The 12,976-nt window shown below is 65.2% G+C and carries 10 protein-coding genes; 3 read left to right on the top strand and 7 right to left on the bottom strand.

Annotated elements, in window-relative coordinates:
• Nucleotides 1-39: 39 nt before the first annotated feature.
• Nucleotides 40-1,464, bottom strand: a complete 1,425-nt coding sequence (gltX, locus tag FJ957_RS07180; protein ID WP_140830043.1) for a glutamate--tRNA ligase — start codon at nt 1,462-1,464, stop codon at nt 40-42.
• 103 nt (nt 1,465-1,567) lie between these two features.
• On the opposite strand from gltX, the gene FJ957_RS07175 reads away from it, so the two are divergent.
• A complete protein-coding gene (locus tag FJ957_RS07175; RefSeq protein ID WP_140830041.1) occupies nt 1,568-4,024 on the top strand; it encodes a ComEC/Rec2 family competence protein in 2,457 nt (818 codons plus the stop codon).
• Nucleotides 4,025-4,064: 40 nt separating this feature from the next.
• On the opposite strand, the gene lexA is transcribed toward FJ957_RS07175, so the two are convergent.
• Complete coding sequence (gene lexA, locus FJ957_RS07170) at nt 4,065-4,799, bottom strand: transcriptional repressor LexA (RefSeq protein WP_140672883.1); 735 nt, start codon at nt 4,797-4,799, stop codon at nt 4,065-4,067.
• A 449-nt stretch (nt 4,800-5,248) separates the two neighbouring features.
• On the opposite strand from lexA, the gene kynU reads away from it, so the two are divergent.
• Nucleotides 5,249-6,496, top strand: coding sequence for a kynureninase (gene kynU / locus FJ957_RS07165; protein WP_140830855.1), 1,248 nt, complete (start codon nt 5,249-5,251; stop codon nt 6,494-6,496).
• Nucleotides 6,497-6,550: 54 nt separating this feature from the next.
• The gene (locus FJ957_RS07160) at nt 6,551-7,381 is read left to right on the top strand and encodes an alpha/beta hydrolase (RefSeq protein WP_140830039.1); all 831 of its coding nucleotides are present in this window, start codon (nt 6,551-6,553) and stop codon (nt 7,379-7,381) included.
• A 64-nt stretch (nt 7,382-7,445) separates the two neighbouring features.
• Here FJ957_RS07160 and glp read toward each other — a convergent pair whose 3' ends face one another.
• From glp to FJ957_RS07135, 5 genes are read right to left on the bottom strand one after another with little or no spacing between them, the layout of a single operon-like run.
• Nucleotides 7,446-8,651, bottom strand: coding sequence for a gephyrin-like molybdotransferase Glp (gene glp, locus FJ957_RS07155; protein ID WP_140830038.1), 1,206 nt, complete (start codon nt 8,649-8,651; stop codon nt 7,446-7,448).
• Nucleotides 8,651-9,127: a cyclic pyranopterin monophosphate synthase MoaC gene (gene moaC / locus FJ957_RS07150; RefSeq protein ID WP_140830036.1), complete on the bottom strand. Its 477-nt coding sequence runs from the start codon at nt 9,125-9,127 to the stop codon at nt 8,651-8,653. The genes glp and moaC overlap by 1 nt, the downstream gene beginning before the upstream one ends.
• A 1-nt stretch (nt 9,128) precedes the next feature.
• Nucleotides 9,129-9,941, bottom strand: coding sequence for an indole-3-glycerol phosphate synthase TrpC (trpC, locus tag FJ957_RS07145; RefSeq protein ID WP_140830034.1), 813 nt, complete (start codon nt 9,939-9,941; stop codon nt 9,129-9,131).
• Nucleotides 9,942-9,945: 4 nt separating this feature from the next.
• On the bottom strand, nt 9,946-10,956 hold the full coding sequence (gene trpD / locus FJ957_RS07140) for an anthranilate phosphoribosyltransferase (protein WP_140830032.1): 1,011 nt from the start codon (nt 10,954-10,956) through the stop codon (nt 9,946-9,948).
• Nucleotides 10,953-12,848 carry a peptidyl-prolyl cis-trans isomerase gene (locus FJ957_RS07135; protein WP_140830030.1) on the bottom strand — a complete coding sequence of 632 codons (1,896 nt, stop codon included), beginning with the start codon at nt 12,846-12,848 and terminating at the stop codon, nt 10,953-10,955. The genes trpD and FJ957_RS07135 overlap by 4 nt, the downstream gene beginning before the upstream one ends.
• Nucleotides 12,849-12,976: the final 128 nt, after the last annotated feature.

Below are 12,976 nucleotides of genomic sequence, written 5' to 3'. Positions count from 1 at the left end.
CACACCTTTCAATGCCAATCTTCTTGGGCCAGTTCGCTCCTAATCGATTTGATCTCCAATCCTCGCCAGGCTTTCCTGGCGACCCAACACGGCAAGCACGTCGAACACGCCGGGCGAGGTGCTGCGGCCGGTCAGCGCGGCCCGAAGCGGCTGTGCCACGGCGCCGAGCTTGTGCCCACCGGCCTGCGCAAAGTCGCGGATCGAAGCCTCGGCCGAGGCGGCGCTCCAGTCGCCCTCGACGGCAGACAATGCGCCATGCGCGCCGCGCAGAATCGCGCGCGCATCCGCGTTGAGCAAGCCGGCCGCCTTCTCATCCAGCGGCAACGGCCGCTCGGCGAACAGAAACGCCGCTCCGTCGACCAGCTCGACCAGGGTCTTGGCCCGCTCCTTGAGACCGGGCATGGCGGCAAGCAGTTGCGCCTTGCGCCTGTCGTCGAGCTTTGCCGCGAGCATCGGGCCGCCTTCGAGATAGGGCAAGGTGGCGACGAAGATGTCGAACAGCGCCTGGTCATCCATCTTGCGCATATGGACGCCGTTCAGCGCCTCGAGCTTGGCGAAGTCGAAGCGCGCCGCGCCCTTGTTGACGTCGCCGATGTCGAACCACGCGATCATGTCCTTGACCGACATCACCTCGTCGTCGCCATGGCTCCAGCCGAGCCTGGCCAGGTAGTTGAGCAGAGCCTCGGGCAGATAACCCATGGCGCGATAGGCCTCGACACCGAGCGCGCCGTGCCGCTTTGACAGCTTGGCGCCGTCGGCGCCGTGGATCAGCGGGATGTGCGACATCGACGGCACATCCCAGCCCATGGCATTGTAAATCACCGTCTGGCGCGCGGCGTTGGTCAGGTGATCGTCGCCGCGGATGATGTGGGTGACACCCATGTCGTGATCGTCGACGACGACGGCATGCATGTAGGTTGGGACGCCGTCGGAACGCAAGATGATGAAGTCGTCGAGATCCTTGTTCGGGAAGCGCACCTCGCCCTGCACGCGGTCGTTGACGATCGTCACGCCTTCGGTCGGCGCCTTGATGCGGATCGCACCCTTGACGCCTGCCGGCGCCTCGGAGGGGCCGCGGTCGCGCCACTGGCCGTTGTAGCGCGGCGGCAGACCCTTGGCCCGGGCCGCCTCGCGCATCGCCTCGAGCTCGGCCGGCGTCTCGTAGGCGTAATAGGCCTTGCCCATGCGCACCAGCTCCTCGGCCACCTCGCGATGACGCGGCGCGCGCTCGAACTGCGAGACCGCCTCGCCGTCCCAGGAGAGGCCAAGCCAGGTCAGCCCGTCGAGAATGGCGGCGGTGGCAGCTTCGGTGGAGCGCTCGCGATCGGTATCCTCGATGCGCAGCAGCATCGTGCCGCCGGTGTGCCTGGCATAGAGCCAGTTGAACAGCGCCGTACGCGCCCCGCCAATATGCAGGTAGCCTGTGGGCGAGGGGGCAAAACGGGTGACGACCTTGTCGGACATGGAACTCTCGAGGAAGCACTGAAAAAATGCATGTTTCGCGCGGACTTCCACGCGACCGGCGTTCATGTAGCATAGGCGGTCTGGGGCGCAAGGGGCAGACCCGATGGCTGGACGTGGCCGGGGCGCGGAGGAGGGCGGGGGAACGACAGCTGGCGTCAGCGAACGCCTGATGTTTGCCCATGCCACGCCCGAAGAGACAGCGCCGGTTTCGTTCCCGGAGCCGCGGTCATCTACCGAGCTTATGCCGCTCGGTGACGGCGCAATACGGCCGGTCTCGCCAACGGCGAGCGTCGGCCGTATCCGCAAACAGCTTGGCCGCGCCTCGCTTCCCGCACTGCGCCGGAGCATCGGCACTGCTGCCGCCACCGAGCTCGACCGCGGCATCGGCTTCCTGCTGGTGCCGGTGTTTCTGGCCGCCGGCGTCATCTGTTACTTCTCGCTGAGCGCTGAGCCGGATCTCTACAGGCCGCTTGCGGCGGTGGCCCTGGTGGCTGTCTGCGCGACGGCCTCGCGTTCTCGGCACAGAACGCACCTTGTCTTCATGGCGGCGTTTTTCTGCGCCTTGGGTTTTCTCGCGGCCAAGGTCGAGACATGGCGAATGGCGACCCCGATGCTGGGCTCGGAAATCCAGACACGGCTGACGGGCCGCCTCGTCACCGCCGAGGCGATGGCCAATGGCCGTGTCCGGCTGACCATCGACTTGATTTCCACGGAGCATCCGAAGCTGCGCTACGCGCCGGACCGCGTCAGGCTTTCGGCGCGCAGGATCCCGCCCGACATGACAGCCGGGTCGATGCTGACCGGCTATGCCAAGCTGTTGCCGCCGACCGGCCCGGTTCGGCCGGACAGCTACGACTTTTCATTCGACAGCTATTTTGCCGGGATCGGCGGCAGCGGCTTTTTCCTGGGTGATCCAAAGCTGATTGCGCCAGCGGAAGCGCCCTTTGGCGCGCGCGTCGCATCGGCAGTGGAAAACGCGCGCGAAGGGATCGCCGATCACATCAGGAGCGCCATCGGCGGATCCGAAGGCGAGATCGCAGCCGCACTGATCGTCGGCGTCCGCGCCGGCATTCCGGAAACCATCAACGAGTCGATGCGACGGACCGGCATCTACCACATCATCTCGATCTCCGGGCTGCATATGGCGCTGGTCGCCGGCACGATCATGGTCCTTTTGCGCGGCGCCTTCGCGCTGTTTCCGGATTTCTCGTCGCGCCGGCCGGTGAAGAAATATGCCGCTGCAATCGCGCTGTTCTCGATCGCCGCCTACCTCGTGATCTCCGGCATCGTGGTGGCGGCCGAGCGGAGCTTCATCATGCTGGCCGTGATGCTCGCCGCCGTGCTCTTCGACCGCGCGGCGCTCACCATGCGCAACCTGGCGATCTCGGCCATCGCCGTCATCCTTGTCTCGCCGCACGAAGTGGTCGGCCCGAGCTTCCAGATGTCCTTCGCCGCCACCGCCGCGCTGGTCGGCGCCTATGCCGGTTTTGCCGACTATCGCGCCGGCAAAACGACCGCGCCGCCGGCAAAGCGTTCGTTTCTCGGCTTCGTGTCGCGAAAAGTGGCGGTTGGAGTGGGCGGCGCCGCTATAACGTCGCTCATCGCGGGCAGCGCGACATTGTTGTTTGCGATCTGGCACTTCCAGCGGGTGTCGCCGCTCAGCCTGCTGGCCAATCTGGCGGTCATGCCGATCGTCTCACTGATCGTCATGCCGTTCGCCGTGTTGAGCGCGCTGGCCATGCCCTTCGGCTTCGACGGTCCATTCCTTTATGTGATGGGCCAGGGCCTGACGGCGATGATCGCCATCTCGGCGTGGATCTCCGAGCGCTCACCGGTCGATGCCGTCGGGCTGATCTCGATCCAGTCGGTGCTGCTGGCCACGGTCGCGCTGGTCATCGCGACGATGGCCACCACCTGGCTGAGGCTTGCCGCCGTACCCTTCGCGCTCGCCGCGCTGCTGGCCATTCCTCATGCCCGCGCCCCGGATGTGCTTGTCTCGGAGGATGCGCATCTGGTGGCGATGCCGATCGGCGGCGGTGAGCTTGCCATCAACCGCACGCGCTCCAACGAGTTCACCACCGACAACTGGAAACGGGCGCTGAAAGCCGAGGAAATCGTACCGCCGGAGACGTTCGCTAAAGACGCCATGGACATCGCCGATCCCGTCGACCTGCCGCCCGGCTCGCCGTTCTACTGCACCGGCGACCTCTGCATCGGCCGGCATCCTTCCGGCGCCATCGTCGCGCTCGCCGAGAATCGCGCCAGCGCCCGGCCTGCTTGCGGTTTCGCCGACCTCATCGTCATCGACGACGCCACAGCCTACAACCCATGCCGCGATGCGCGCGTGCTTGTCGTCACCAAGCGGCAACTGGCACGCGACGGCAGCGCCGCCATCTTCTTCGATTCGCGATCGGCAACGGCGCGGCCGACCGTTCGCTACGCGGTCGAAGAACCATACCGACCCTGGCACGAGCAGCGGAAATACGCGCGTGAGGCGAGGGGGCTGCCGCCCTATCAACGACCGGAAAAGCCGGCGGTCGCGCCGCAGTTGACAGAGTAGATGGCACGCAATCCCGGCGGAGACCGCCGTGCGGTTCTGCTCAGTAACGGCGGATGAGTCCGACGAGCTTACCCTGAACCTTGACCCGGTCCGGTCCGAAGATACGGGTCTCATAGGCCGGGTTGGCGGCCTCGAGCGCGATCGAGGCACCCTTGCGACGAAACCGCTTCAGGGTCGCTTCCTCGTCGTCGACCAGCGCCACCACGATCTCGCCCGGACTTGCCGTATTGGCATTGCGGATAATGACGGTATCGCCGTCGAAGATACCGGCCTCGATCATCGAGTCGCCCTTGACCTCCAGCGCATAATGCTCGCCGCCCATGATCATGTCCGGCGGCACCGAGATCGAATGCGTCTGGTGTTGGATGGCGTCTATCGGCACGCCGGCGGCGATGCGGCCCATCACCGGAATGGATACGGCCGAAACAGCGTCGTCGTCATTGCTGGGTGTCGGCGTGCGCGAGGGCGTGGCCGGCTTGACCTGGCGGCCGAGATTGCCCTGGCCGCCCTGGATGACGCTCGGCGAAAACTTTCTCGCTGCATTCAGGCCGGGCGCGATCGAGTCGGGCAGCCGCAGCACTTCAAGCGCGCGCGCACGGTTCGGCAGCCGGCGAATGAAGCCGCGTTCTTCCAGCGCCGTGATCAGCCGATGGATGCCCGATTTGGAGGCGAGGTCGAGCGCTTCCTTCATCTCGTCGAAAGACGGCGGAATCCCGCTCTCCTTGAGGCGTTCATGGATGAACATCAGCAGTTCATGTTGTTTGCGCGTCAGCATGGCGGCCCCCTTGGGTTCTGAAACCAGAATCAGAAAAACAAACCCAGAACAAACACTATCTGTTCCAGTTGTGTTCCGCAACCGTTTAAAGTTTAGTGAATTTGTTGAGACTTCGGAAACAATGTTGCATCCAAGCGATACTCGGCCGAGCCAGGTCGGCGGTGTCATTGATTCCGCTCGATTTTGCAGCCCTCCTCAAGCTGCAGCGCGGTCCACCACCGTCACAAAGGCGGGGGCGGGATCGCTTCGGCTCTTGCGCGAACGTGCTTCACCGTGAACGAAACGGACCCAAAATGCCAACCTCGGCAATGATTCCGATCCATGGTCTTCGCCGTCTATGGACCAGCTAACATGGCGCAGAAGGTTCTTGCCGTGGCACGGACGGTGGTGAGACAACCACCCTTGGCCAACCATGAGGGGCGCCATGCCGAAATGGAGGCGGCAGCATGATGGGGGGAATTCCTGATCTCGCCGAGATCGAGGCGATGGATGCCGCGGATCCGCTGCGCGCGCTGCGCGATCGCTTCGTCCTGCCGGAGGGGGTGATCTATCTCGATGGGAATTCGTTGGGAGCGGCCTCGCACGCCGCATTCGACGAGTTGCGCAAGGCAGCCGCCGAGGAGTGGGCGCATGACCTCATTCGTGCCTGGAACAAGGATGGATGGTTCGACATGCCGGTCGAGCTGGGCGACCGGCTCGGGCGCCTGATCGGCGCGGCGCCGGGCCAGACCGTGGTCTGCGACACCACGTCGATCAACATCTACAAAGTGCTGCACGCGGCGATGGCGATGCGGCCGGGCCGAACCGTGATCGTTGCCGAGGGCGACAGTTTTCCGACCGATATCTATATGGCCGAAGGGGTGGCCTCGGCCGGAAAGAACGCTGTCCTGCGCCTGGCTGGCGTGGACGCGCCGACCATCGAGGAACTGATCGACGAACGCGTGGCGGTGGTGTTGGTCAACCACGTCAATTACAAGTCCGGCGAGTTGCGCGACATGGCGGCGCTTACGCGCATGGCGCATGACGCCGGTGCGCTGATCGTATGGGATCTCTGCCACAGCGCGGGCGCCATGCCGGTTGAGCTTGACAGGGCAAGCGCCGATTTCGCCGTCGGCTGCACCTATAAATATCTCAATGGCGGGCCGGGTTCTCCTGCCTTCATCTATGCGGCCGAGCGGCATCTTGCCGATGTGCGGCAGCCGCTCAGCGGGTGGTGGAGCCATGCACGGCCGTTCGCCTTCGAGCAAGCCTATGCGCCAGGCACCGGCATCCGCCGATTTCTGTGCGGCACGCAGCCGGTCCTGTCGATGCGGACGCTGAAAGGCGCGCTCGACATCTGGAACGGCGTTGACCTGGCGACGGTGCGGAGGAAGAGCATTGCGCTGGCCGATCTATTCATCGAACTCGTCGAGGTACGGTGCGGCGGTTGCGATCTTACGCTGGAAAGCACCCGCGACGGCGCCAAACGCGGCAGCCAGATTTCCTTCATTCACCAGCATGGCTACCAGATCATGCGGGCCCTGATCGAACGCGGCGTGATCGGTGATTTTCGGGCGCCGTCGACCATGCGCTTCGGTTTTACCCCGCTCTATGTCGGCTACAGGGATGTCTGGAATGCCGTCGAAGTGCTCGAAGACATCTTGCGGACCGGCGTCTGGCGAGAAGCCCGCTTCGCGGTCAAGACAACCGTTACCTGACCGCGGCGATGCCAATTAAACTCCGCTCAACATCGACCTGATCGCGGAGGGGCCGTGTTCGAAAACCGTATTGCCGACTGGGACAACGCCTATGCCAACGGCGCGAACATCGCCGGCGGCGACCGCTGGCCCGCGGCTTGGGATCACCCGGCGCGGGCCTTTCGGGAAAAGCTGCTGGCGCAAGGCAGGGCGCGGTTCGATATCGTGTACGGCGAAGCGCCGCGCAACCGGTTCGATCTGTTTCTCCCACCTGCTGCGCCAAAGGGGCTCGTCGTGTTCATCCATGGCGGTTACTGGATGGAGTCAGACAAGACCTCCTGGTCGCATCTGGCTGGAGGTGCGCTCGGCCACGGTTTTGCCGTCGCCATGCCGTCTTACACGCTTTGCCCGCGAACCAGGATCAGCGGCATCGTCAACGAGGTTGCGGCAGCGATCGAGAAGGCGGCAGCGATGATCGATGGTCCGCTGGTGCTGACCGGGCACTCGGCCGGCGGGCATCTCGCCAGCCGGATGGTGACCGCGGCCTCGCCGCTGTCGTCCGATGTGTCGCGGCGCATATGCCAGGTTGTTTCGATCTCAGGCCTGCACGACCTTCGGCCGCTGATGTTCACCGCACTGAACGAGACCCTGAACATCGACGAGAAGGAAGCGTTGAGCGAAAGCCCGGCTTTGCTGCGGCCTCGGCAGGGAGCTCGCGTCACCTGTTGGGTCGGCGGCGGCGAGCGTTCGGAATTCCTGCGCCAGAGCGCGTTGCTTGCTAACATCTGGACCGGGCTCGGCGCCGCCACCGGTTCAGTGGTCGAGCCGGACCGGCATCATTTCAACGTTGTCGATGGGCTCGGAGATCCGGATCATCCCCTCACTCGCGCACTGATCGCCGAATAGAGCAATTCGGCGGTGTGAACGGTTTCGGTCGAGAATTGCGTTTAAAACGGCGGGATAGACCGGCTCAGCGCAGCATCAGCACGCTGCACTCGGCGCCGACCTGCGCGGCGGGCGCGAAGGGCTGGCGCACGATCAGGCCGTTGGCGTCGGCAAGCATGCGCAGCATCGAGGAATCCTGGATGCCGAAAGGCGTCGCGACCAGGGTGCCGGAGTCCTCGCGCACGACGGCGCGCACGTAGTCCTGCCTGAGATCGTTGGCCTGCATCGCGGCGCCCAGCCGGGCCGTTCGCACGTCCTGCCGGTGATCGCGGCCGCCGAGCCTGGCAAGCAGCGGCTTCAGGAAGAGTTGCGAGCAGACGATGCTTGCCACCGGATTGCCGGGCAGGCCGATGCAACGGACATTGCCAAGCCGGCCAAACATCAGCGGTTTGCCGGGGCGCATGGCGATCTTCCAGAAGTCGAGCTGCATGCCTTCGCCGGTCAGCACGTCATGGATGAGGTCGTGGTCGCCGACCGAGGCGCCGCCGAGCGTGACGATGACATCGGCGTTCGCCTCGACCGCTTTCCTGACCAGCGCGGCGATCGCCTCCTGGCGGTCGGCGGCGATGCCGAGATCGAGCGCGCGCGCGCCGACCGACTGGGCGGCGGCGACGACGCCATAGGCGTTGGACGAAATGATCTGGTCGGGGCCGAGCGCGCTGCCCGGCGGCAGCAATTCGTCGCCGGTGGCGATGATGGCGACCAGCGGCCGCCGCACGACGTTCAAGGCAGGATGGTTGGCTGAGGCCGCCAGCGAAAGGGCCGCCGCGTCGAGCGCGCGGCCTTTTTCGAGCAGCACGTCGCCCTGGCCGAAGTCGAGCCCGCGGCGACGGACGTTGCGTCCTTCGGCGGTCGGCTCCGTCACTTCGATCTGGCGGTTGCCAAGGTCGCTGACGTTTTCCTGGATGACGATGGTGTCGGCGCCTTCAGGCAGCGGCGCGCCGGTAAAGATGCGCACGGCCTGGCCTTTGCCGACGGTTCCGGAGAAACCGCGCCCGGCGGGCGCCATGCCTATGACCTCAAGTTCAGCCGGCGCTGAAGCGACATCGGCGGATCTTGCGGCATAGCCGTCCATGGCCGAGGCGTTGAATGGCGGCTGCGTGCGTAGCGCCACGACCGGCTCCGCCAGGACCCGCCCAGCCGCTTCGGCGAGCGGAATGCTTTCGCCAGGCAATGGCGCGGCGCCGTCGAGCAGGCGTTCGAGCGCTTCGGCGACCGGAACCAAGGCCATCAGGCATCCACCTTGTAGTCGCCGGACTTGCCGCCTGTCTTCTCGACGAGCCGGATGCCGGAAACCACCATGCCGCGGTCCGCCGCCTTGGCCATGTCGTAGATGGTGAGGCAGGCGACCGACGCCGCGGTCAGCGCCTCCATCTCCACGCCGGTCTTGCCTGTGACGCGGGCAAGCGCGGTGACCCTGAGGCCAGGCAGCGTGCGGTCCGGCTCGATCTCGACGGCGACTTTGGTGAGAAGAAGCGGATGGCAAAGTGGGATCAGCTCATGCGTCTTCTTTGCCGCCATGATGCCGGCGATGCGTGCGGTGCCCAGCACGTCGCCCTTCTTGGCATCGCCGGCGAGAATCATCTCCAGCGTTTCCGGCTGCATCGAGACAAAACCTTCGGCGATCGCCGTGCGGGTCGTCTCGGCCTTGTCGCCGACATCGACCATATTGGCATCGCCCTTGGCGCCAAGATGGGTGAGGGCCATCTCAGATGGCCTCGGCCGCTGCCTTGCCTGTCAGCAGAAGCTCGGTCGCCGCGGCCACGTTCGCCTGCCGCATCAGGCTCTCGCCGACGAGGAAGGTGCTGATGCCGGTCTTCTGCATCCTGAGGCAGTCGTCGTGGGTGAAGATGCCGCTCTCGCTGACCAGCAGGTAGCCGCCCGGCACCATTCGCGCCAGCCGCTCGGAAGTCTCAAGGCTGGTCTCGAAGGTCCGCAGATCACGGTTGTTGATACCGATCAGTTGCGACGACAATTTTAGCGCGCGCTCCGTTTCGGCCTCGTCATGCACCTCGATCAGCGCGTCCATCCCGAGTTCGAAGGCGATAGCTTCCAATTCGCTCGCCAGAGCATCGTCCACGCTTGCCATAATGATCAGGATGGCGTCTGCGCCCCAGGCTCGTGCTTCGTAGACCTGGTAAGGGTCGAATAGGAAATCCTTACGCAATGCCGGCAGCGACACCGCCTTGCGCGCCTTGGTGAGAAATTCCGGCGCGCCCTGGAAGGATGGCGCGTCCGTCAGCACCGAAAGGCAGGTCGCGCCACCTTTCTGATAGGCCTGCGCCAATGTCGGCGGGTCGAAATCGGCGCGGATCAGGCCCTTGGAGGGGCTGGCCTTCTTGATTTCGGCAATCAACGCGAAGCCGCCGCCCCGGCGCTTGGCCTCGAGCGCAGCAAGGAAGCCGCGCGGCGGCTCGGCGTCCCTGGCCTTCGCCTTGACCTCGGCGAGCGGCATGGCGAGCTTGGCTGCCGCGATCTCGTCGCGCTTGTAGGCTTCGATCTTGCGCAGGATGTCCGACAAGGCCTTATCCGTTCGAAATCTCGACGAGCTTGTCCAGCACGCCAAGCGCGCGGCCGCTGTCGATCGCTTGTGCCGCCGCCGCGATGCCGTCGGCAAGCGTCGTCGCCTTGCCGGCCACGACCAGCCCGGCGCCGGCATTCATCAGCACCGTATCGCGATAGGCGCCGGCGGCGCCGCCCAGCATATCGCGCAGTTCCTTGGCGTTGTAGGCGGCGTCGCCGCCGCGCAGCTCTTCCCTGGTGTGCCGCTTCAGTCCGACAGCTTCCGGCGTCAGGGTGAAGCTGCGGATCTCGCCGCCGGCGAGCTCCGCCACCTGGGTTTCGCCCGTCGTGGTGATCTCGTCATAGCCGTCGCCATGGACGACCCAGGCGTGGTCGGCGCCCAGCGCCTTCAACGTCTCGGCCACCGGCATGATCCACTCCGGCAGGAAGACGCCGACCATCTGGCGGCTGACGCCGGCGGGATTCGACAAAGGCCCGAGCAGGTTGAAGATGGTGCGCGTGCCGAGCTCGACGCGGGTCGGCCCGACATGCTTCATCGCCGGATGATGCGCCGGCGCGAACATGAAGCCAACGCCGGTCTCATGGATGCAGCGGCCGATCATCTCCGGCGGGATGTCTATTCTGACGCCCAGCGCCGTCAGCACGTCGGCGGAGCCGGTCAGCGAGGACAGGCCGCGATTGCCATGCTTGGCGACCGGCACCCCGGCGGCGGCAATGACGAAGGCCGAAGCGGTCGAGATGTTGACCGAATGCGAATTGTCGCCGCCGGTGCCGACGATGTCGATGGCGCCTTGCGGCGCCTCGACGCGCAGCATCTTGGCGCGCATCGTGGCGACCGCGCCGGAAATTTCGCCTACCGTCTCGCCGCGCACGCGCAGCGCCATCAGGAAGCCGCCGATCTGGCCCGGCGTTGCGTCGCCCGACATGATGATGTCGAACGCCTCGCGCGCTTCCTCGAAGGAAAGCGCGGTGCCTGTGGCGACCTTGGCTAGGTGTATCTTCAGAGCGCTCATCGTGTCTGTGCTTGCGAAACGGCGTTCGGATCGATGCGAACGTCATATTGCGACTGCAACTGCGCCACCAACTGGTCGAGCAGATCATCGGACATGCCGGCGCCGAAGGACTTCTGCGCGTCGTCCGGTACCGCGCTGCCATCGGCGCCTGCCGGCTCGAAGACCTCGGCGACCTTGAACAGGATCTGGCCGTCGCCGGTGGGCGAGGGGATCAAACCGGTGCCGCCTTCGCCGACGCCGAACATGGCGGCGGCACCTTCCTTGCCGAAATCGGCATCGTCGGCTTCGCGCTTCAGGCCGCGCTTGGTCTGTTTGTCGAGTTTGAGCTCGCCGGCGATGACGTCGAGCGTGGTGCCTGCCTTGAGGCGTTTTTTCAGCTCCTGAGCCTTGGCGTCGAGGCGCTTGTCGGTCTCGGCCTCGGTCCAGTCGGCCGCGACCTTCTTGCGGACTTCATCCAGCGTGCGGTCGCGCGCCGGCGTGATCGACTGCACTTCGTAGAAGACGAAACCGTTGTCGGCAGTCGTCAGGCCCTCGTTCTCGGTGTTGGGCTCGGCCGCGAACACCGATTTGATCAGCTCGGCCGATTCCGGCAGGTCGTTGACGATCGTGCCGTCCGGACGCTGGCCGGTACGGTCGACGGCGTCGATGGTGAGGACCTTGAGCTTCAGTTTGTCGGCGGCCTGGGCAAGCGAGGCGCCCGAGGCGCGGGTGTCCTCGTAGCTGTCATGCACGTCGAGCAGGATGCGGTTCGCTTCGCCGAGCGCCAGGTCTTTGCGGATCTGGTCGGACACTTCCGAGAGCGGCTTCACCACCTGCGGCTTGATCTCGGTCACGCGCAAGAGCACGGGACCGAAGGCGCCCTGGACGACGTGGCTCACCTCGTTGGCATTGAGCGAGAAGGCGGCATCGGCGACCGCCTTGTCGGCGATCTTGTCCCTGGCCAGCGTGCCGAGCAGCGTGTCGGCCTGCGTCTTGCCTTCGGCGGTGACGAGCTTGTCGAAGGTAGCGCCAGCCTTCAGCGAATCCAAAGCAGCCTTGGCCGCATCCGGCGTCTTGAACACCAGCTGCTCGATGGTGCGCATCTCGGGCGTCGTGTAGCGCGCGACGTTCTTGTTGTAGTCCTCGCTGACCTGCTGGTCGGTCACCGCGGACGGATCGGCTATGTCCTGCGGTTCCAACCGGACATAGGAGAATTTGCGATATTCCGGCGCGGCGTAGCTCTTCTTGTTGGCGTCGAAATAGGCGTTGAGGGCGCTGTCCGACGGCGCCTCGATCGGCTGCACGAGCGTCTTCGGCAGCACGAGATAGTCGATCGTGCGATCCTCGCCGCGATAGAGAGAGACCGCCTTCAGGAAGGTCTGCGGAACCTTGAGGCCGTCGGAGATCGCCTCGACGATCTGCTGGCGCACGGCCACCTGCGAGCGGTTCCTGAGGTAGTCCTCAGGCCGCATGCCAAGCTCGCGCAGCAGATACTCGAAGGTACGGCGATCGAACTGGCCGCCGGGGCCTTTGAAAGCCGGATCCTCGCGCGTCAGTTCGGCAAGCCGATCCTTGGAGAGGCCGAGCCCCAGCTTGCGCGCCTGTTCGTCGAGCACGGCGCCCGAAACGAGCTGCGCCAGCACCTGGTTGTCGACACCGAGCAGCTTGGCCTGGTCGTGGGTGATGCGCTGGCCATATTGCTGCGACAGTAGGCTGAGTTGGCGGTCGTAAGCGAGGCGGTACTCGTTGATCGAGACCTCCGTGCCACCGGCCGTGATGACCGCGTGATGACCGCCCAGCACACCGCCCACCATGCGGGTGGTGATGCCCCAGGCGGCGAAACTGATCACCAGCAAGGACAGCAACGCCTTCGCGACCCAGGTGCCCGCCGCGCTTCTCAATATACCAAGCATGCATACTTCCGATTTTTGCGCATTTTCGCATGCGCCGAGTCTGAAACAAGCGCAATAGCGCCCTTCCGGTCCACTGTCGATTGCTTTGTGACCTGATTTTGGTAGTGAGGGCGCTGCTTAATGTCGCT

It is taken from the genome of Mesorhizobium sp. B2-4-6, from assembly GCF_006442775.1.
GTDB lineage: Bacteria > Pseudomonadota > Alphaproteobacteria > Rhizobiales > Rhizobiaceae > Mesorhizobium.
This window is presented reverse-complemented; position numbering and strand designations above follow the sequence as displayed.

Coding starts and splice junctions, on each gene's coding strand:
- gltX (WP_140830043.1), bottom strand. CDS start 1,464: ATGTCCGACAAGGTCGTCACCCGTTTTGCCCCCTCGCCCACAGGCTAC.
- FJ957_RS07175 (WP_140830041.1), top strand. CDS start 1,568: ATGGCTGGACGTGGCCGGGGCGCGGAGGAGGGCGGGGGAACGACAGCT.
- lexA (WP_140672883.1), bottom strand. CDS start 4,799: ATGCTGACGCGCAAACAACATGAACTGCTGATGTTCATCCATGAACGC.
- kynU (WP_140830855.1), top strand. CDS start 5,249: ATGGGGGGAATTCCTGATCTCGCCGAGATCGAGGCGATGGATGCCGCG.
- glp (WP_140830038.1), bottom strand. CDS start 8,651: ATGGCCTTGGTTCCGGTCGCCGAAGCGCTCGAACGCCTGCTCGACGGC.
- moaC (WP_140830036.1), bottom strand. CDS start 9,127: ATGGCCCTCACCCATCTTGGCGCCAAGGGCGATGCCAATATGGTCGAT.
- trpD (WP_140830032.1), bottom strand. CDS start 10,956: ATGAGCGCTCTGAAGATACACCTAGCCAAGGTCGCCACAGGCACCGCG.
- FJ957_RS07135 (WP_140830030.1), bottom strand. CDS start 12,848: ATGCTTGGTATATTGAGAAGCGCGGCGGGCACCTGGGTCGCGAAGGCG.